Raw genomic sequence first — 17,373 nt, 5'->3', positions numbered from 1 at the left:
ACATGGAAAACCTGGATGCGCTGGTCTCTCAAGCTTTGGAGGCCGTGCAACACGCTGAAGACATCAATGCCCTGGAGCAGATCCGGGTTCAATTCCTTGGCAAGAAAGGCGAACTGACCCAGGTGATGAAGACCTTGGGCAACATGCCTGCCGATGAGCGGCCCAAGGTGGGCGCGCTGATCAACGAAGCCAAGGAACGTGTCACAGATGTCCTCAATGCGCGCAAGACGGCATTCGAAGAAGCCGAACTGAGCGCCAAGCTCGCCGCCGAGCAGATCGACGTCACCTTGCCTGGCCGTGGCCAGACCACTGGCGGCCTGCATCCGGTTACCCGGACGCTGGAGCGTATCGAGCAGTTTTTCACCCACATAGGCTACGGCATCGCCGAAGGCCCCGAGGTGGAAGACGACTACCACAACTTCGAAGCGCTCAACATCCCAGGCCATCACCCGGCCCGTGCGATGCATGACACCTTCTATTTCAATGCCAACATGTTGCTGCGTACCCACACCTCACCGGTGCAGGCGCGGACCATGGAGTCGCAAAAGCCGCCGATTCGGGTCGTCTGCCCGGGACGGGTCTATCGCTGCGACTCGGATATCACCCACTCGCCGATGTTTCATCAGGTCGAGGGGTTGCTGATCGACCGCGACATCAACTTCGCGGACCTGAAAGGCACCATCGAGGAATTCCTGCGCGTGTTCTTCGAAAAAGAGCTGGCAGTACGCTTCCGGCCCTCGTTCTTCCCCTTCACCGAGCCTTCGGCTGAAGTCGATATCCAATGTGTGATGTGCAGCGGCAAGGGCTGCCGGGTCTGCAAGCAGACCGGCTGGCTGGAAGTGCTGGGCTGCGGCATGGTGCACCCGAACGTGCTGCGCATGTCGGGTATCGACCCCGAAGAGTTCCAGGGTTTTGCTTTCGGCATGGGCGCAGAACGTCTGGCCATGCTGCGTTACGGCGTCAATGACTTGCGCCTGTTCTTCGACAACGACTTGCGGTTCCTCGCGCAATTTCGCTAGCCGTAACGAATCTTTCAGGAGAGCAGGATGAAATTCAGTGAACAATGGCTGCGCGGCTGGGTAAGCCCGCAGGCCTCGCGAGACGAGCTGGTTGCACGTCTGTCGATGGCAGGTCTGGAAGTGGACAGTGTGACCCTGGCCGCAGGTGAGTTCAGCGGCGTGGTGGTGGGTGAAGTGCTTGCCACGGAGCAACACCCGGACGCCGACAAACTGCGTGTGTGTCAGGTCAGCGATGGCAGCGAAACCTTTCAGGTGGTTTGCGGTGCGCCAAACGTGCGCCCCGGCCTGAAGATTCCGTTCGCCAAGATCGGCGCCCAGTTGCCGGGCGATTTCAAGATCAAGAAAGCCAAGCTGCGCGGCGTCGAGTCCAACGGCATGCTCTGCTCGCAGTCCGAGCTGCAGGTCGGCGAGGGCAACGACGGCCTGATGGAGCTGCCGGCCGATGCCCCTGCGGGTGAGGATTTCCGGGTTTACCTGGGCTTGGACGATGCCAGCATCGAGGTCGACCTGACGCCCAACCGCGGCGACTGCCTGTCGCTGGCGGGCCTGGCGCGGGAAGTGGGCGCGCTGTATGCAGCCCCAGTGACCCGTCCGGTCATCGCTGCGGTAGCCCCGGTCAGCGACGAGGTGCTGGCAGTGGACGTGTTGGCCCCCGCCGCCTGTCCGCGCTTCCTCGGCCGAGTGGTGCGCAACGTCGACCTGTCCAGGGCCACTCCGTTATGGATGGTCGAGCGTCTGCGTCGCAGCGAAGTGCGCAGCATCGATGCCGCGGTAGACATCACCAACTACGTGATGATCGAGCTGGGCCAGCCGATGCATGCCTACGACCTTGCCGAAATCGACGGCGGCATCCGCGTGCGCATGGCCGAGGAGGGCGAGAAGATCACCCTGCTCGACGGTCAGGAAGTAGCACTGCGCGGCGACACGCTGGTCATTGCCGACCACGCGCGCCTGCTGGGCATCGCTGGCGTGATGGGTGGCGAGAACAGCGGCGTGACCGCCAAGACCCGCGACGTGTTCCTCGAGGCGGCGTTTTTCGAACCGATCTCGGTGGCCGGCAAGGCCCGCTCGTACGGGCTGCACACCGATGCGTCGCACCGTTTCGAGCGCGGCGTCGATTCGAATCTGGCCCGTGAAGCCATGGAGCGTGCGACCGCACTGTTGCTGGAAATCGCCGGCGGCGAACCGGGTCCGATCGTCGAACACGTCAGCCAGGAGCATCTTCCGCAGATTGCGCCGATCACCTTGCGTGCCGACCGGGTCAGCCAGATGCTGGGCCTGGAAATGGGCGCCAGCGAAATTGAAGGGTTGCTGACCGGCTTGGGCCTGGGTGCCACGGCCGGCGGGGAAGGGCAGTGGTCCGTGGAGGTGCCGAGCCATCGCTTCGATATCAGCCTGGAAGTCGATCTGATCGAAGAGCTGGCACGGCTCTATGGCTACAACCGCCTGCCCGTGCGCTACCCGCAAGCGCGGCTGGCGCCGCAGGCCGCCCCGGAGGCACGTTCCGACCTGCCGGCCTTGCGCCGCCTGTTGGTTGCACGTGGTTACCAGGAGGCTATCACCTACAGCTTCATCGATCCCAAGCTGTTCGAACTGTTCAGCCCCGGCGTCGAGCCGCTGCTGCTGGCCAACCCGATCTCGGCCGACATGGCGGCCATGCGCTCGTCGCTGTGGCCAGGCCTGGTCAAGGCTCTGCAGCACAACCTCAATCGCCAGCAGGATCGCGTACGCCTGTTCGAGAGCGGCCTGCGTTTCGTCGGTCAGCTCGATGGCTTGAAACAAGAGCCCATGCTGGCTGGCGTGGTCTGCGGCAGTCGTCTGCCCGAAGGCTGGGCGCAGGGTCGCGAGACGGTGGACTTCTTCGACGTCAAGGCCGACGTGGAAGCCGTGCTTGGCTTCGCCGGTGCGCTGGATGCCTTCACCTTCGTTCCGGGGCAGCATCCTGCTCTGCATCCGGGCCAGACCGCGCGCATCGAGCGCGAGGGTCAGCTGGTCGGTTATCTGGGCGCATTGCACCCGGAACTGGTGAAGTCGCTGGGTCTGGATCGCGCTGTCTTCGTTTTCGAGCTGGTGCTTGCGCAGGTGTCCGAAGGCCGTCTGCCGAAGTTCCAGGAGTTGTCGCGCTTCCCCGAAGTGCGCCGCGACCTGGCACTGCTGGCCGATCGTGATGTGGCTGCCAGCGCAGTGCTCGCGGTCATTCGCGAGAATGCAGGGGAATGGCTCACGGACCTCAGGCTGTTTGACGTCTACCAGGGTAAAGGCATTGATCCTCATAGAAAAAGCCTGGCTGTTGGCTTGACCTGGCAGCATCCATCGCGCACTCTTAATGACGATGAGGTGAATGCCACGACTCAAACAATCCTCACCTCGCTCGAACAAAGGTTGAACGCCACGTTAAGGAAGTAGCGCATGGGGGCTTTGACGAAAGCTGAAATGGCGGAACGTCTTTATGAAGAGTTGGGCCTGAACAAACGAGAGGCCAAGGAATTGGTCGAGCTTTTCTTCGAAGAAATCAGGCACGCTCTTGAAGACAACGAGCAGGTCAAATTGTCCGGTTTCGGCAATTTCGACCTTCGGGACAAACGCCAGCGGCCTGGCCGCAATCCGAAAACCGGTGAAGAAATCCCGATCACGGCTCGCCGCGTGGTCACCTTTCGTCCAGGGCAGAAGTTGAAAGCCCGAGTTGAGGCCTATGCTGGAACCAAGTCATAACGACGAACTCCCGCCCATTCCCGGCAAGCGCTACTTCACCATTGGTGAAGTCAGCGACTTGTGTGCCGTCAAGCCACATGTGCTGCGGTATTGGGAGCAGGAGTTTCCTCAGCTCAACCCCGTGAAGCGTCGCGGAAACCGTCGGTATTACCAGCGCCAGGATGTGCTGATGATTCGCCAGATCCGCGCGCTGCTGTATGACCAGGGCTTCACCATCGGCGGCGCGCGTCTGCGCCTGTCCGGCGACGAGGCCAAGGATGACACTACGCAGTACAAGCAACTGATCCGCCAGACGATCTCCGAGCTCGAAGATGTGTTGAGTGTCCTCAAGAAGTGAATTTCTGGAAAAGAATACTTCCATAATTCAAATGCTTAAGGTATATTCCTCGACGTTCTCAGAGGTTCTGGAACAGCTTTACGCTCGGTCGGGGCGTAGCGCAGCCCGGTAGCGCACTTGCATGGGGTGCAAGGGGTCGAGTGTTCGAATCACTCCGTCCCGACCATTTATTCCTGAGTAAAATCAGACAAGAAAGCCACTTCTCGAAAGTGGCTTTTTTTTGTCTTCATTTTCACACGAGCCGTTATACCGACAGCAGGGCGAGCGGCAGGGGTGCTGGTTGTGCTCCTGATTCAACGCTGGCCAAAACCGTCTCGATAGAGCGATGGCGCAATCCCGACTGCCTTGCGAAAGGCCACCCTGAAGCTTTCCACCGAGGCGAATCCGCATCGCTCGGCGATTTGCTCGGTATTGAGAACTGTGCTCTCAAGCAGCGAGCGAGCCTGAGTCATGCGTGCATGTTGCAGCCTGTGCCAGCCCTCACTGTAACGGTGTGCACCGGGCAGCTGCACGAATAGCTCAGCTCGGTTATGCGGTGAAGGAAATGATCGGTGGTGTCACCGGCTGGCTCGATGAAGGCCTTAGCCTCTCGAATACCGACATTGTGCAGAGCACCTCCACTTCGATCTCCTGCGCGTGCTGACCTCAGGCTCGGCAGTTCGCGCAGCCGCTGCGACCGATGTCCCTGTACTGATCGAACTGATGCGCGCTTTGGCAGCATTCGAAGACTACCTGGATGATTTCAGAGTAGATGAGCAAAGCCTGCTGGCGCGCGCCTTTGGGCGCGAGGTGGTCGGCGAACTTCGCCACTATCACCGGATGAGTGTGTCATCCATCCTCATCTGATCGCCAGGTCAGTACCTTCCGGGTTCGCGGCAATGATTGCCCGGTTCGACGAGCTCGCAGCATCGCGCTTGGTTTAGCCTCGAGGTCGCAAGAAATAGGCAATAACCCGCGCGGATCGGGCAACTTTGGAAAGTCGCTCCAACACATACTGAATCGGGTATTCCCAGCCCACCTCATCGCTCGGGTTTCTGCAAACACAGTGGACCGTAAGCCCCATGAACAACCTTGACCTCCAAGTAGTCCAGCAAGGGCAGCAGTGGCTTGAACAGGGGCAGTGCGTGTGGCTTTGCACTGTTCTTTCTACGTTTGGCTCTGCGCCACGGGGGCCAGGGGCAATGCTGGTTGCGCTGGCCAGTGGAAGTTTTTGCGGGTCCCTTTCAGGCGGTTGTGTCGAGGACGACTTCCTCGAGCGTCTTGCGCGTGACGAGTTCGGGCCCGACACCCAAATCGTTCGATATGGCGAAGGAGGTCTGGCGCCTTCAATGGAGCTGCCGTGTGGAGGCGTCCTTGACGTACTCGTTGAGCAGTTCGGCCCCGGCTGTCAGTCACTCGAGCACTTTTCCTTGATGTTGCATGCGCTGCAAGGCCAGCAACGGATCATCCGTAACGTTTCTCTGGTCAGCGACGACCGTGCACTCGACACCTCTTCTGCGCAGGGTCAAACCGTCGAAGTATTCGACCAGCAGGTCGCCATTCGCATTGGCGCAGCGCGGCGGCTATTGATAGCGGGGCTGTCGCCTGTGGCAGAATTTTGCGCAAGTTTCGCCGTGTCATTGGGCTATGAAGTCATTGTCTGTGATCCGCGCACCGAGCTGCTCCACAGGTTTCACGTGGAAGGGGTGAAAGTCATCGAGCAACTACCCGCGGTCTTCATCGCCAAGGGTGGCTGCCACGCGGGCACCGCCGTTGTCGCGCTCACCCACGACCCACGCCTGGATGATCTGACGTTACTTGAAGCGGTGCGAACGCCCGCGTTCTATATCGGCGCCATGGGCTCACGACGTACCAGTGAAAAGCGCCTTGAACGCGTTCGCCGCATCGGCGCTCTGGACGATCGGGCAATTAGCCGTATCAGCGCACCGGTAGGCTTGAGCCTGGGAAGCAAGACACCGGCGGAGATTGCCCTGGCTGTAATGGCTGACATCGTTCGTGTGAGTAATGGGATCTCCCGGGACTCGCTCTGAGCCATTATCCCTGCCGTGCAGCGACTGATGATCCCCGAGCGTTTGCAGGCGAGTGGGTCAGGAGTTTTCAGCGGCGCAACAGGAGCGCCAGAGCCTGCGCCTGTCTGAAGCCCGCCCTTGGCGGGCATCTGGATTCATTTCAAGCAACCAGGCGCTGTACCGCTGCAATCGCATCTCCATGCTCCAGCTCTGCCTTGCGTAACTCGTACGCTGTTTGCAGGTTGAGCCAGAACTCTGCAGTGGTATCCAGGCAGACGGCCAAGCGCAAGGCCATGTCAGCCGATACGCCACCACGCTCAAGCAGAATGTTATTCACGGTCGGCGTAGATACGCCTAAAGCACGGGCCAGAGCAGCGGCACTGAAGCCCATTTCGTGCTGGAAATCCTCGCGAAGAATCTCGCCGGGATGTATGGGACGCATGCCATTCTTGAACATGATGCACCTCAGTGATAGTCGACAATCTCAACGTGTTCAGGGCCGTTCTGGGTCCATATGAAGCATACCCGCCACTGCATGTTGATGCTGATGCTATGCTGGCCGGCTCTGTCACCTTCCAAGGTGTGAAGCCGGTTTCCGGGCGGTGAGCGCAAGTCTCGAAGCTCTTTCGCAGCATGCAGTGCGGCCAGTTTACGCTCCGCGACTGACTTGATGTCTGCCCAGCGCCTTGTCCTGCCGGTGGTGAAAAGTGCTTCCGTATCGGCGCATGCAAAGCTTCGAATCATGGATTGAACGCTTAACGTTATTCGTTAAGAGCGAGCATACGCCTTTCAACGCCGTATTCAACTCATTGTTGAACAGGGTGTCCGGCAATCATTCGAGCAACTATTTCGAGATGGGTTTCGGCGATACTTTCTAGCGAGGTGGCGATGAAACAGCTCCGCTCATGCTCACTGAGGCCATTACCTAACCACGACAAACCCTCTCAAAACCTGTTCAAAGGAATCTTCAGGCTGCACAACCCACTCTCATCGGCAGGGGGCAGATTCCCGGCGCGGATATTCACCTGGATCGCCGGCAGCAACAGCGCCGGGACCGACAGGCTGACATCGCGGGCTGTGCGCATGCGTACGAACGATTCAAGATCGGACGCGTCACCGACATGAATGTTGTTCGCGCGCTGCTCGGCAACGGTGGTGATCCAGGACGCTTCCCTGTCGGCAGGAGGATAGTCGTGGCACATGAACAGTGTGGTCTGGGGGGGTAGGCTCAGCAGCCGTTTGATCGAGCCATACATCTGTACGGCGTCCCCGCCGGGGAAATCGCATCGGGCAGTGCCGACATCCGGCATGAACAGCGTATCGCCGACGAAGACCTGTGTATCCCCAACTCGATAGGCGACGTCCGCAGGCGTATGGCCAGGCACGTGCAGAACCTGCACCGGTATGTTGCCGACGTGGAAGATCTCATCCGCTTCGAACAGCGTGTCGAACTGAGAGCCATCCAGCAGGAAGTCGGGTTCGAGGTTGTAGATATCCCGAAACGCGCCCTGCACGACGGTGATCTGCGCACCGATGCCGATCTTGCCGCCTCGCTTGGCTTTGAGGTAAGCGCTGGCCGAGAGGTGATCGGCATGAGCGTGTGTTTCCAGTAGCCACTGCACCTGCAACCCATGGCTGTCCACGAAGGCGACGATGCGGTCCGCGCTATCGGTGCGGATCCGCCCGGCTTTGGCATCGTAATCCAGCACCGGATCCACGATTGCACATGCCCCCCCTGACGCTTCGAAAATGACATAGCTCACCGTCGAGGTGGCGGTGTCGTAGAAACCTTCTATCTGAGCCGTCATCGGGCAACCTCTTCGATTCACGTCATTACACTATATTGAAACATATACTATTCAATCGTAGACTGTCGACCGGTCAACCATCGGGGCTTTCCATGACTGCTCAATTGTCCACCGAAGAAATCGGTCTGTTGCGCGATTCCGCGTCCAAGGCGTGTGCCTTGCTCAAGGCCTTGGCGAACGAAGACCGTCTGTTGCTGCTGTGCCAATTGACCCAGGGCGAGCGAAACGTAGGGGAATTGGAGGCACTGTCCGGGATCAGGCAGCCGACGTTGTCGCAGCAGTTGGGTGTGCTGCGCGACGAAGGAATGGTCAACACCCGCAGAATGGGCAAGTACATCTACTACTCGTTGGCCAGCTTCGAGGTGGTTTCGCTGATGCAGACCTTGTCGGGACTTTACTGTGGCCAGGCGCTGAAGAAGTAAGCCTCTGCATGACCCGTTGCTCGTCGCTGCGCCATCGCACCTCGCGTGGCTCGGCCGGGGCGCGGTGTTGGAACTCTCACACGGTGGCTATGCCCGGGGTTTGTAATGGAGCAAGTGATAAAGCGAATAGACGCATCGTTCTCGGTGGCGGGCCAACTCGATCCGCAGGATGTGCCTGAGGTGCGAGCACAAGGGTTCGCCAGCCTGATCTGCAATCGTCCTGACGATGAAGGTGGGGCTGAGCAACCCAGCCACCTGGCCATGCAACGAGCGGCTGTCGCGTCGGGGCTGGAGTTCCGATATCTACCCGTAGCGAGCTCCGGTGCTACGCCAGCACAGGCTCAAGCGCTGAACGCGCTTCTGGAGCAGTTGCCCAAGCCGGTGCTTGCCTACTGCCGCACCGGCAATCGGTCCGCCAAGCTGTACGAGGCGGCAACCAAAGGCAGCCCCCCGACCCAGCAGTACGATGTAGTGGTCATGGGCGCAGGCTCTGCCGGTATCACCGTTGCGGCCGGTCTGCTCAAGCGAGATTCGTCTTTACGCGTTGCGATCGTCGAACCTGGCACCGAACATTACTATCAGCCCGCCTGGACGCTCGTAGGCGGGGGCGCTTACCCCATCGATGCCACCGTCCGCCCCATGCAAAGCGTCATTCCCCAAGGCGCATGCTGGATCAGGGCGTCGGTGTCGGCCTTCGCCCCAGCCCGCAAGCTGGTGTTGCTCAGCGACGGCAGCGAGCTGGCCTACCAGCAACTCATCGTCTGCCCGGGTCTGCAACTGGCCTGGGAAGAAATCCAAGGGCTTGAAGACACCCTTGGAAAGAATGGCGTGACGTCGAATTACCGCCACGACCTGGCCCCCTATACCTGGGAACTGGTTCGCTCGCTGCGCAGCGGGAAGGTCCTGTTCAGCCAGCCTCCCATGCCGATCAAATGCGCGGGCGCGCCGCAGAAGGCGATGTACCTGTCCTGTGATCACTGGCGCAATGAGGGCGTGCTGCAGTCGATTTCGGTCGAGTTCAACCTGGCAGCTCCCGTGCTGTTCGGGGTTGCCACGTTCGTCGCCCCGCTGATGAAGTATGTCGAAGCCTACGGCGCGAAACTCGCCTTCCAGTCCAATCTGGTCAGGGTCGATGGCCCGAGCAAGACCGCATGGTTCGATGTGACAGACACGGCCGGAAACGTGACGCGCGTGGAAAAACACTTCGATGTACTGCACGTCGTGCCACCGCAGCAAGCGCCGGATGTGGTTCGCCGCAGCGAGCTTGCCGACAAGGCCGGATGGCTGGAGGTCGATCCAGCCACGTTGCAGCACCCGCGCTACCCTGAAATATTTGCCCTGGGGGATGTCTGCGGCACCAGTAACGCCAAAACCGCAGCGGCTGCGCGCAAGCAGGCAGTCGTGGTCGCAGACAACCTCATCGCACTGCGCAAAGGCCGTGAGCTGCCTCGACGTTATGACGGCTACGGCTCCTGTCCGCTCACTGTCGAAAACGGCAAGGTCATATTGGCCGAGTTTGGCTATGGTGGAAAATTGTTACCCACGTTCCCGATGGACCCGACGATCCCGCGCAGGTCGGCGTGGTTCCTCAAGGCACGATTGCTGCCATGGTTCTATTGGAACGGCATGCTCAAGGGGCGCGAGTGGTTCACCGACTGCTCTTCGAAGTGATCGGATGCTGACGTTCATATTGGGCGCATGTGTAGGTCTAGTGCTGGGGCTCACCGGAGCAGGTGGTGGCATTCTGGCGATTCCGGCCCTGACCCTCGGACTGGGTTGGTCGATTACCCAAGCCACGCCCATCGCGTTGCTCGCGGTTGGCAGTGCTGCCTTGATCGGCGCGATGCAGGGACTGCGCCAAGGCCTGGTACGCTACAAGGCCGCAGCCACGATGGCAGCCGCCGGATGGGTGGTGGCTCCTGTGGGCATTTACGTGGCCGCACGGGTGCCCGGTACAGCATTGATGGCAGTGTTCGCCGTGGTCATGCTGATTGTGGCGTGTCGAATGTACCTGCAGGCCAGACGCGACGACGAGGCCCGAGGCGCACTGCAGCGCAACTGTATGCTCGATCCTGCCACGGGCCGACTCGACTGGAATGCCCGCTGCCTGGCGACGCTGGCATCGATTGGCGCGACTTCGGGGTTCCTGACCGGCTTGCTGGGAGTCGGGGGAGGGTTTTTCATCGTTCCCGCCTTTCGAACGTTCAGCGACGTGCGCATGCATGGTGTCGTGGCAACTTCACTGATGGTGGTTGCACTGGTGTCACTGGGTACCTTGGGCCATCTGTTCAGCCAGGGTATGAAGTTTTCCTCGGCAGGCGCCGTGTTCACCGTATCGGCACTGGTCGGCATGATTGGCGGCCGCCTTGTGGCGCCGACCCTACCTGCACGGCTCTTGCAGCAGATGTTCTCTGTGCTCTGTGTTTGCGTAAGCCTGCTGATGCTGGGCAAGATTTTCTTTCGCATTGGTTGAGCGGTCAATACAGGGAATGCAGCAGCGGTGTCCAAGTGGATGCCCCTCGAGTGCACATGGGCGAGTGCATATATTCGGCCCCGTGTTCTGCACTACCTGCCCCAGGACGCACTTGGCGTTTTACCGACGTTCAACGCGTCGCGCAAAGATCGCCGATCACCTCGGCGCGGGGCAATTGCTCCATGCGCATGAGGGTATCGCTCAAGGTTGCAACGGCTTGCGTATCCAAGGCCTTGGCCGCGTTGTGGTTGAACTTGGTCATGATGCTCTCCAGAGGGGCTGGCTGGTCGGCGGTCCTGCCGGCCGGACTGTGCGCTCGCACGGTCAGCCGCGTCCCATCGTGCAATCGAATGTGCAAGTCGGTCAGGTAGTTGCCCCGTCTGGCCAGAGACGGGGTGGGGTGAGGCAGGGCATGTATGCGTTGCATGAGCGCCAGCGCTTCGGCGTCGTTGAAGGCGTTTTCGCTGAAGCTGTCAAGTACGATGCGGCCGTCGATCAGGGCGCGGGCCAGGCAATATTGCACGCTGAATTTGGCATCCAGGCTGGTCCGTAGCAGAGGGCGGTCGACATGGGTCAGACGCAGTGGATGCAGGTAGACCTCGATGCCTGCAACGTCGCGAACCTCGAAAGGGTGGTCACGGCGCAGCGTGAACAAGGCATCGAGGCTGGTGTGTGTGCTGTCGCAGCAGGGGTAGAGCTTGATGCCGATACCTGGCTCCACGATGTCCAGGGGAGCAGCCCAATTCTGCAATGCCAGTGCCGGCGTATAGTTTCCGGGGCCGTTGAACACTTCGAAGAAACCTTGCCGATGTTCGAAGGCATCCAGGCTTGCGGTGAAACCGTTGCGGGTCAAAAGCGCTGCCATCAAGCCGTTCCTGGCGGCATGGCCGACGTGGTAGGGCTTGGCCATGGTGCCGAAGTTGGCCTTGACACCCGAGGCCAACGACACACACAGCGCCAAGGCCATCGAGGTCTGCTGTTCATCGAGGCCAAGCAACCGAGCACTGGCCGCAGCTGCGCCGAACACGCCTAAGGTGGCAGTTGGGTGCCAGCCCTTGTCGTAGTGATGAAAATTGACGCTCTGTGCCAGGCGTGCCTGCGTTTCGAAGCCGGCCACGTAAGCCAGCAACAGCTGGCGGCCGGTGTGTCCCCCTTCTGCAGCCAAGGCCAACAAGGCCGGCAGGATCGGCGCGGTAGGGTGCCCGCCCATGGCGATGTTCACGTCGTCGAAATCCAGCGCATGGGCCGCAGCACCGTTGACCAGGGCCGCGCACAGCGGGTCCAGTCGTTCGTGTCTGCCCAGTACCGGTACTGCGCCGAAGGTGTTCAGTCCCCCGGTCTGCAGCAGCGTGTGCACTACGGGTTCACGTGCGCCTGCCAGGGCACAGCCCACGGTGTCGAGGATGGCGAGCTTGGCATTCCATAAGGCCTGTGGGGATAAGTGCTCGAAGGTCAGACTGCAGGTGCGTGCTGCGATGGCAGAGGTCAGTTTCATTGTGAGTCCAATCGTGAAGGGAGGTATCGACCAGGCGTGTCGGTACCTCGTTCAAGGCCGCATTGCCGGGATGGAGTCAAATTCGCCACGCAGAGCGGGATCTACCTGGAGACGGAGATTGCCCCGGTCAGGACGGCAAAAGTCATGTAGGCCAGCGATGCCAGCAGCACCCATTTCCAGGCAAATTTCTGGAAGTCGCCCAGGTCTGCCTTGATGATGCCGAGCAAGGCCCACAAGGGCGCCGAGGCCGGGCCTATCGAATGGGCCATCTGGCCGATGACGGCGGCACGAGCGATCTCCATGGCAGGGATGTCGTAGCGCGCGGCCATTTCCGCCAGTACCGGCACGATGCCAAAGAAGTACGCGTCGTTGGCCATGAAGAAGCTCAGGGGGATGCCGATCAGCGCGGTGGCCAGTGGGATCAATGAGCCGAGGTGGCTGGGCAGACTGCCCACGAAGGCTTCGGCCATCGCCGTAGTCATGCCGGTTTGAGTCAAAATCCCCGTGAAGACCCCTGCGCCTAACACCAGCATCACCACAGGCACGGCACTTGCTGCATGCCGCTGAATGACAGCGCCTTGGTCGGCAGCTTGTGGCACATTGACGAACAGTGCGATGACGAAACCGGCGATGAACAACACCATGAGGTTGGCTACACCCAAGACCAGGCACACCAGCAGCAGGACGGTCAGTGCAGCGTTCAATGCCGTCCGCCAGTTCGCGGCGTGCTCGACTTGGCAGCTCTCGGCGATGATCTGCGCTGAAACCTGCGCACTGTGCTGCGGATCGATTGCCTTGCGCGCTTTGCGCCCCAGCACGTAGGCAATGAGGCAGACAAAGGCGCAGGACAGGATCATCGGGCCGAGCATTGCCGCGAAATACTCGCTGGCGTCCAGGTGCAGGATACTGACGGCCCGTGTTGCAGCACCGCCCCAAGGGGTCGTCCCGGACACGGTACCCAGCGCCATGGTGGCGATGGTCGCGATGATCAACGGGTTGATGTGAAGCCTTTTGTAGAGCGGCAGGAAAGCCGAGCAGATGATCATGTAGCTGGTGGTTCCGTCGCCATCCAGGGCGACCAGACAGGCGAGGACGGCGGTGCCCACGCAGATATTGACTGGGTCGCCTTTGGATATGCGGATGATCAGTCGCGATAGCGGATCGAACAAGCGCGCATCCATCATCAAGCCGAAATACAGCACGGCGAACAACAGCAACACGGCAGTGGGTGCTACCGTCTTGATGCCGGCGGCGATCATTTCGCCCAGCTGTGCGCCCTGGCCGGTGAACAGCAGGAAAAATGCTGGCACGACTATGATCGCGACGAAGGCCGTCATCCATTTGCGGATGACGCACAGCATGAACACACCCAAGGTGGCAAAACCGAGGAGAGCCAACATGTCGGTGCTCCTCAGCAGGCGTCGAATGGGACAGGAACAATAAAGGGGACGGGCGGATGGGGCAGGCAGTGATCTGTCTGCGAGACCAGGTTGTGTCGTGGGTTCATGAGCGGTGCCTTTTGTTTTTATTGTGTCTGGGTAGTGCTGCTGACGAGAATTGCAGCGCTTGATAAAAAGATATCAACGCCAGGTCGTTAAGCCTAACGACAAATGCTAAACACAGATTGAAGTCTGGCTTAATAGCTAATAGGCTCTTTCCATGAAGCTCGATATCGAAAAACTCAGAGTGGTGGCACAAGTCGGCAGAGTCGGCTCGATGACCGCTGCCGCACGCAGCTTGCACCTGACCCCCTCCGCGGTTTCTCAAACGGTACAGCGTGTGGAAAGCGTCATCGGGCTGCCACTGTTCGAGCGTCGACCCCATGGCATGGCGCTTACCGATGCCGGGGAGCGGGTCATGCGCCGGGTCAACCTGATCGAGGCACAGATGGCGCAGCTCGAGACGGAACTGCGCAGTGTTGCCGAAGGCCGCGCCGGCCACCTGTCGCTGGGGGTGTTTCCGACGCTGGGGTCTTCATTGTTGCCGCGAATTGTCATGCAGTTCAGGGCGCGGCATCCGACCATCACCCTGGATGTGCGCAGCACGCGTCTGGTGGCGTTGCGTCAACTCATCGGCTCGGGTGAGCTCGATCTGGCCATTACCTGGACATATCCGTGGCTGAACGAACCTGGGTCGACCTTGCAGCTGCGCACGGACCCTACGGTGGTATTGCTGCCAGCAGGGCACGCAATGGCGCAGGAGGCAGGACCTCTGAACCTGGCTCAGCTCGCCAAGGAGGCTTGGGTGTGCCGGTCCGATGGTCATGAAATCACCGAGCTGCTGCACCGCACCGCTGCCCAGTGCAAGTTCACGCCACGCATCGCCCTGTTGGCCAACGACTATCAGGAAACCCAGGCAATGGTCGCTGCAGGATTGGGCGTGGCGCTTGCACCGAAACTGTCCACCACCACCTGCAGGGCGGATATAGTCGTTCGCGATCTGGATGATTCCGTGGCGTCAAGGCAATTGCATCTGGTGCAGGCACCCAATCGAAGCAGCCCGGCGGTCGAGCCTATGATCGAGCTGCTGCGCACGCTCTTGAGTGAATAGACACCCGACACCAATCGATGGGCCACACCATGGTAGGGGCCTCACGGCCCTGACAGGCTCAGCACCGCGCGGGCGAATGCCTCCGGTGCCTCCTGCGGGACGTTGTGGCCCACGCCTTCGAGGATTGATCGACGAACAGGGCCGCTGAATCGGCGTAGCGCCTGCTGCTCATCCTGAACCGGGGTGACACCGTCGCAAGCACCGGCCAGGATGACCGTTGGCACGGCAATGACGGGTTGCTTCGCCAGCCTCTGTTCGATGGCCGCGTACTGCGCATCGCCGTCGACCAGTCCGAAGCGATGGCGATAGGAGTGCGTGACCACGTCGACGAAGTCGAGAGTGTGGAACGACTGCGCCGAGGCTAAAAACACCTCATCGGTGAATGCCCAGGTCGGCGACCATAGTTGCCACAGCAGCTTGCAGAAGGCATCCCGGTCGGCTTCAAGGCCTGCGTAGCCACGGGCGCCGTGCAGGTAGTATTGATACCACAAGCGCTGTTCGGCTTGCGGGGCGGCGGGGCGGGTCGCATGGGCAATGTCCTGGATGTTGTAGCCCGGCTCGCAACTGACCAGTCCCACGACGCGCTCGGGCCACAGGGCGGACACCACGCACGCTGCGCGGCCACCCCAGTCGTAGCCGGCAAGTACGGCCTGGGGAATTTTCAAAGCATCCAATAATGCCAGCAGGTCCGACCCCAAGGCTGCTTGCTCACCCGAGCGAGGCGTGTTTGCGTCGACGAAATGCGTGCCCCCGTATCCGCGCAGGTAGGGAACGATGCATCGGCAACCGGCAGCGGTGATCCGTTCGGCCACCGCGTCGTAGGCGCGGATGTCGTAGGGGAAGCCATGCAACAGCACGACCGCAGGCCCATCGGCTGGGCCAAGGTCCCGGTACGCGACGTTGAGCACGCCTGCTTGAATCTGTTTCACTGGCTCATCCTCCTTTGGGTGATAAAGCTGTGACAACGGCGCGACTAACACATCTCGTTGGATCATGGGCGTGGTTATTGATATGTTATGTTATATCTATTCATATCCTCCACTGATGCGATGTATGCTATGCCCGCCACCCCCCATTACATTCAGTCGCCCGAGCCCGCCGTGCTGGCGGAGATCCTGCGCGACGACATAAACCTGGCCATCTGGACGCGGCAATTTTCGCCCGCGATCGCGAGTTTCACTGATGCGTTGTTGTGCCGTGACGATCCACTATCGGAGTCGCGAGTGATTGAGTTACAGGGGGAAGAGCCCCCGGATCTGGTCGGGCTGGCTGCCGCTTTCGCTCAGTGTGAGGGTTACGCCGAGTTCGTCGAGGATGTTGCCTGGTTGATCCAGGCCTACGGTTGCCTATTGGGCGCCGAGCGTATCGGCCTGCGTCTGCGCATTCTGGACAAGGCGATGTGTCCGCGTTATCACGTCGATCGGGTCTCCGTGCGCTTGATCACGACGTACGCTGGCCGGGGCAGCGAATGGCTCGAAGAGGGTGCGATGCCCAGGGCGGGGCTGGGGCAGGCCGGGTCCGAACCGGTGGATGCACCGCACAAGCTGCTGGCGGCTGACGTGGCCTTGTTCAAGGGTGAGCGATGGATGAGCAACGAAGGGCGCGGAATCATTCATCGCTCGCCGCAGGCACGGGCTGGCGAGCGCCGCCTGATCATGACGCTGGATTGGTTGAAATGAAGGGCGGCTCGCGGACTCAGTGTTGGTGTGCCTTGCCGACAAAGGTCAGCGAGGTGAAGAGGCTGCGCTCTGAAACGTCCTTGCGATCGACCGCTGCTACCTTGGCTTGAGCCGCGATGACGTTCAACCCGGCGTTGCGCACGGTGACGGTGGCGCGACCTCGTGCATCGGTGACGACGCTACTGGCGTCCGACATGCCTCGGTAGTCATCGAGCAGGGCGATGCCACCGGCCGGCTTGCCATCGATCGTCAGTTCAACGGGTAATGGATTACCGACGCCTACTTCGCTCGGATCTTTCAACGGCCGAATGACCATGGCCAATTTCAGCGCGTCGGGCACCTGCGCGTGTGCTTTCAGGATCGCCAGGCTGTACTTGTAGCTGTGACTGGCGCTGACGGCGCCAGGTACGTCAGCCATGGGCTTGTTCACCGATTCTCCCTGAGCGTTCTTGCTCCAGACACCGTTGTCCAGGGCAACGGCGAGCACGGCGGGCTGCGCGGCTGGATGCAGACGCGCGTGGTCGCCGAGCTTCTCGACCGTCACCGGGATCATTTGTCCGCGTTCATCGTAGGCCCATGCGCCTTTGACCTTATCCGCGGCATAGGCCTGGTCTTCTGCGCCGTGCCCGTAGACGACGTCCAACTGGCCGTAGCGTTGTTCGGTCCAGATACCATGGGCATACGCACCTTGGGCGCTGAGAAGGGTTGCAGCGGCAAGCAATGACAAAGCAATTTTCATGGGTTTTCCCTAGTGTTCTGCAGGGGTTGAACCGTGCGCATCGAACGATGCCGATAGGCATCGCGGGTGCAGCACGGCAATCGTGTAGGGCGCTTCTGGTCAACGGACATTTTCGGTTGTAAACTTGTCA

General features: G+C 60.5%; 18 protein-coding genes, 1 tRNA gene and 1 pseudogene. 12 read left to right on the top strand and 8 right to left on the bottom strand.

Features of this window, described 5'->3' with window-relative positions; all coding sequences use genetic code 11:
- Nucleotides 1–2: 2 nt before the first annotated feature.
- The 5 genes from pheS to IFT76_RS03025 all read left to right on the top strand — a co-directional run bounded on the left by pheS (nt 3) and on the right by IFT76_RS03025 (nt 4,234).
- A complete protein-coding gene (pheS, locus tag IFT76_RS03045; protein WP_192057378.1) occupies nt 3–1,019 on the top strand; it encodes a phenylalanine--tRNA ligase subunit alpha in 1,017 nt (338 codons plus the stop codon).
- Between the two features lie 27 nt (nt 1,020–1,046).
- Nucleotides 1,047–3,425 carry a phenylalanine--tRNA ligase subunit beta gene (gene pheT / locus IFT76_RS03040; protein WP_192057377.1) on the top strand — a complete coding sequence of 793 codons (2,379 nt, stop codon included), beginning with the start codon at nt 1,047–1,049 and terminating at the stop codon, nt 3,423–3,425.
- Between the two features lie 3 nt (nt 3,426–3,428).
- Nucleotides 3,429–3,731, top strand: a complete 303-nt coding sequence (gene ihfA / locus IFT76_RS03035) for an integration host factor subunit alpha (protein ID WP_002553164.1) — start codon at nt 3,429–3,431, stop codon at nt 3,729–3,731.
- On the top strand, nt 3,712–4,068 hold the full coding sequence (locus IFT76_RS03030; protein WP_043188397.1) for a MerR family transcriptional regulator: 357 nt from the start codon (nt 3,712–3,714) through the stop codon (nt 4,066–4,068). Before ihfA ends, IFT76_RS03030 begins: the two co-directional genes overlap by 20 nt.
- An 89-nt stretch (nt 4,069–4,157) precedes the next feature.
- A tRNA-Pro gene (locus IFT76_RS03025) sits at nt 4,158–4,234 on the top strand.
- 127 nt (nt 4,235–4,361) lie between these two features.
- Here the strand turns inward: IFT76_RS03025 and IFT76_RS03020 are convergent.
- Nucleotides 4,362–4,535 (bottom strand): annotated as a pseudogene (locus IFT76_RS03020) (helix-turn-helix domain-containing protein); the annotation flags it as partial.
- 169 nt (nt 4,536–4,704) lie between these two features.
- Here IFT76_RS03020 and IFT76_RS03015 point away from each other — a divergent pair.
- Together IFT76_RS03015 and IFT76_RS03010 are read left to right on the top strand one after the other, a co-directional pair.
- Nucleotides 4,705–4,914 carry a hypothetical protein gene (locus IFT76_RS03015; protein ID WP_185793675.1) on the top strand — a complete coding sequence of 70 codons (210 nt, stop codon included), beginning with the start codon at nt 4,705–4,707 and terminating at the stop codon, nt 4,912–4,914.
- A gap of 215 nt (nt 4,915–5,129) precedes the next feature.
- On the top strand, nt 5,130–6,098 hold the full coding sequence (locus tag IFT76_RS03010; protein ID WP_192057376.1) for an XdhC family protein: 969 nt from the start codon (nt 5,130–5,132) through the stop codon (nt 6,096–6,098).
- A gap of 139 nt (nt 6,099–6,237) precedes the next feature.
- Here the strand turns inward: IFT76_RS03010 and IFT76_RS03005 are convergent, their stop codons facing one another.
- The 3 genes from IFT76_RS03005 to IFT76_RS02995 form a co-directional block, all read right to left on the bottom strand.
- Nucleotides 6,238–6,534, bottom strand: coding sequence for a HigA family addiction module antitoxin (locus IFT76_RS03005; RefSeq protein WP_122478697.1), 297 nt, complete (start codon nt 6,532–6,534; stop codon nt 6,238–6,240).
- 8 nt (nt 6,535–6,542) lie between these two features.
- A complete protein-coding gene (locus IFT76_RS03000; RefSeq protein WP_192054215.1) occupies nt 6,543–6,821 on the bottom strand; it encodes a type II toxin-antitoxin system RelE/ParE family toxin in 279 nt (92 codons plus the stop codon).
- 200 nt (nt 6,822–7,021) lie between these two features.
- Nucleotides 7,022–7,885, bottom strand: coding sequence for an MBL fold metallo-hydrolase (locus tag IFT76_RS02995; protein ID WP_122478693.1), 864 nt, complete (start codon nt 7,883–7,885; stop codon nt 7,022–7,024).
- A 92-nt stretch (nt 7,886–7,977) separates the two neighbouring features.
- Between IFT76_RS02995 and IFT76_RS02990 the strand changes: the two genes are divergently transcribed.
- The 3 genes from IFT76_RS02990 to IFT76_RS02980 all read left to right on the top strand — a co-directional run bounded on the left by IFT76_RS02990 (nt 7,978) and on the right by IFT76_RS02980 (nt 10,780).
- Nucleotides 7,978–8,307, top strand: coding sequence for an ArsR/SmtB family transcription factor (locus IFT76_RS02990; RefSeq protein ID WP_122478691.1), 330 nt, complete (start codon nt 7,978–7,980; stop codon nt 8,305–8,307).
- Nucleotides 8,308–8,412: 105 nt separating this feature from the next.
- The gene (locus tag IFT76_RS02985) at nt 8,413–9,978 is read left to right on the top strand and encodes a bifunctional protein tyrosine phosphatase family protein/NAD(P)/FAD-dependent oxidoreductase (RefSeq protein WP_192057770.1); all 1,566 of its coding nucleotides are present in this window, start codon (nt 8,413–8,415) and stop codon (nt 9,976–9,978) included.
- 4 nt (nt 9,979–9,982) lie between these two features.
- On the top strand, nt 9,983–10,780 hold the full coding sequence (locus IFT76_RS02980) for a sulfite exporter TauE/SafE family protein (protein WP_185793669.1): 798 nt from the start codon (nt 9,983–9,985) through the stop codon (nt 10,778–10,780).
- 130 nt (nt 10,781–10,910) lie between these two features.
- Here the strand turns inward: IFT76_RS02980 and IFT76_RS02975 are convergent, their stop codons facing one another.
- Entirely contained in the window at nt 10,911–12,275 is a 1,365-nt protein-coding gene (locus IFT76_RS02975) for an MmgE/PrpD family protein (RefSeq protein WP_192057375.1), read from the bottom strand.
- Between the two features lie 101 nt (nt 12,276–12,376).
- Nucleotides 12,377–13,675, bottom strand: a complete 1,299-nt coding sequence (locus tag IFT76_RS02970) for a CitMHS family transporter (protein WP_192057374.1) — start codon at nt 13,673–13,675, stop codon at nt 12,377–12,379.
- A gap of 259 nt (nt 13,676–13,934) precedes the next feature.
- Here IFT76_RS02970 and IFT76_RS02965 point away from each other — a divergent pair, with 259 nt between their 5' ends.
- Nucleotides 13,935–14,825, top strand: coding sequence for a LysR family transcriptional regulator (locus tag IFT76_RS02965; RefSeq protein WP_122712926.1), 891 nt, complete (start codon nt 13,935–13,937; stop codon nt 14,823–14,825).
- Nucleotides 14,826–14,866: 41 nt separating this feature from the next.
- Here the strand turns inward: IFT76_RS02965 and IFT76_RS02960 are convergent, their stop codons facing one another.
- A complete protein-coding gene (locus tag IFT76_RS02960; RefSeq protein WP_192057373.1) occupies nt 14,867–15,754 on the bottom strand; it encodes an alpha/beta fold hydrolase in 888 nt (295 codons plus the stop codon).
- 120 nt (nt 15,755–15,874) lie between these two features.
- On the opposite strand from IFT76_RS02960, the gene IFT76_RS02955 reads away from it, so the two are divergent.
- Nucleotides 15,875–16,504: a DUF1826 domain-containing protein gene (locus IFT76_RS02955; RefSeq protein WP_122713585.1), complete on the top strand. Its 630-nt coding sequence runs from the start codon at nt 15,875–15,877 to the stop codon at nt 16,502–16,504.
- Between the two features lie 16 nt (nt 16,505–16,520).
- On the opposite strand, the gene IFT76_RS02950 is transcribed toward IFT76_RS02955, so the two are convergent.
- Nucleotides 16,521–17,243, bottom strand: a complete 723-nt coding sequence (locus IFT76_RS02950; RefSeq protein ID WP_122712924.1) for a DUF4198 domain-containing protein — start codon at nt 17,241–17,243, stop codon at nt 16,521–16,523.
- Nucleotides 17,244–17,373: the final 130 nt, after the last annotated feature.

It is taken from the genome of Pseudomonas sp. CFBP 13727 (genome assembly GCF_014841915.1).
GTDB lineage: Bacteria > Pseudomonadota > Gammaproteobacteria > Pseudomonadales > Pseudomonadaceae > Aquipseudomonas > Aquipseudomonas baltica.
This window is presented reverse-complemented; position numbering and strand designations above follow the sequence as displayed.

What these genes read in the sequence shown, in the direction of transcription:
- IFT76_RS02955 (WP_122713585.1), top strand. Translation starts at nt 15,875, where the DNA reads ATGTATGCTATGCCCGCCACCCCCCATTACATTCAGTCGCCCGAGCCC.
- IFT76_RS02980 (WP_185793669.1), top strand. Translation starts at nt 9,983, where the DNA reads ATGCTGACGTTCATATTGGGCGCATGTGTAGGTCTAGTGCTGGGGCTC.
- pheS (WP_192057378.1), top strand. Translation starts at nt 3, where the DNA reads ATGGAAAACCTGGATGCGCTGGTCTCTCAAGCTTTGGAGGCCGTGCAA.
- IFT76_RS03010 (WP_192057376.1), top strand. Translation starts at nt 5,130, where the DNA reads ATGAACAACCTTGACCTCCAAGTAGTCCAGCAAGGGCAGCAGTGGCTT.
- pheT (WP_192057377.1), top strand. Translation starts at nt 1,047, where the DNA reads ATGAAATTCAGTGAACAATGGCTGCGCGGCTGGGTAAGCCCGCAGGCC.
- IFT76_RS02985 (WP_192057770.1), top strand. Translation starts at nt 8,413, where the DNA reads ATGGAGCAAGTGATAAAGCGAATAGACGCATCGTTCTCGGTGGCGGGC.
- ihfA (WP_002553164.1), top strand. Translation starts at nt 3,429, where the DNA reads ATGGGGGCTTTGACGAAAGCTGAAATGGCGGAACGTCTTTATGAAGAG.
- IFT76_RS02965 (WP_122712926.1), top strand. Translation starts at nt 13,935, where the DNA reads ATGAAGCTCGATATCGAAAAACTCAGAGTGGTGGCACAAGTCGGCAGA.
- IFT76_RS03005 (WP_122478697.1), bottom strand. Translation starts at nt 6,534, where the DNA reads ATGTTCAAGAATGGCATGCGTCCCATACATCCCGGCGAGATTCTTCGC.
- IFT76_RS02950 (WP_122712924.1), bottom strand. Translation starts at nt 17,243, where the DNA reads ATGAAAATTGCTTTGTCATTGCTTGCCGCTGCAACCCTTCTCAGCGCC.
- IFT76_RS02990 (WP_122478691.1), top strand. Translation starts at nt 7,978, where the DNA reads ATGACTGCTCAATTGTCCACCGAAGAAATCGGTCTGTTGCGCGATTCC.
- IFT76_RS02975 (WP_192057375.1), bottom strand. Translation starts at nt 12,275, where the DNA reads ATGAAACTGACCTCTGCCATCGCAGCACGCACCTGCAGTCTGACCTTC.
- IFT76_RS02995 (WP_122478693.1), bottom strand. Translation starts at nt 7,885, where the DNA reads ATGACGGCTCAGATAGAAGGTTTCTACGACACCGCCACCTCGACGGTG.
- IFT76_RS03000 (WP_192054215.1), bottom strand. Translation starts at nt 6,821, where the DNA reads ATGATTCGAAGCTTTGCATGCGCCGATACGGAAGCACTTTTCACCACC.
- IFT76_RS03030 (WP_043188397.1), top strand. Translation starts at nt 3,712, where the DNA reads ATGCTGGAACCAAGTCATAACGACGAACTCCCGCCCATTCCCGGCAAG.
- IFT76_RS02970 (WP_192057374.1), bottom strand. Translation starts at nt 13,675, where the DNA reads ATGTTGGCTCTCCTCGGTTTTGCCACCTTGGGTGTGTTCATGCTGTGC.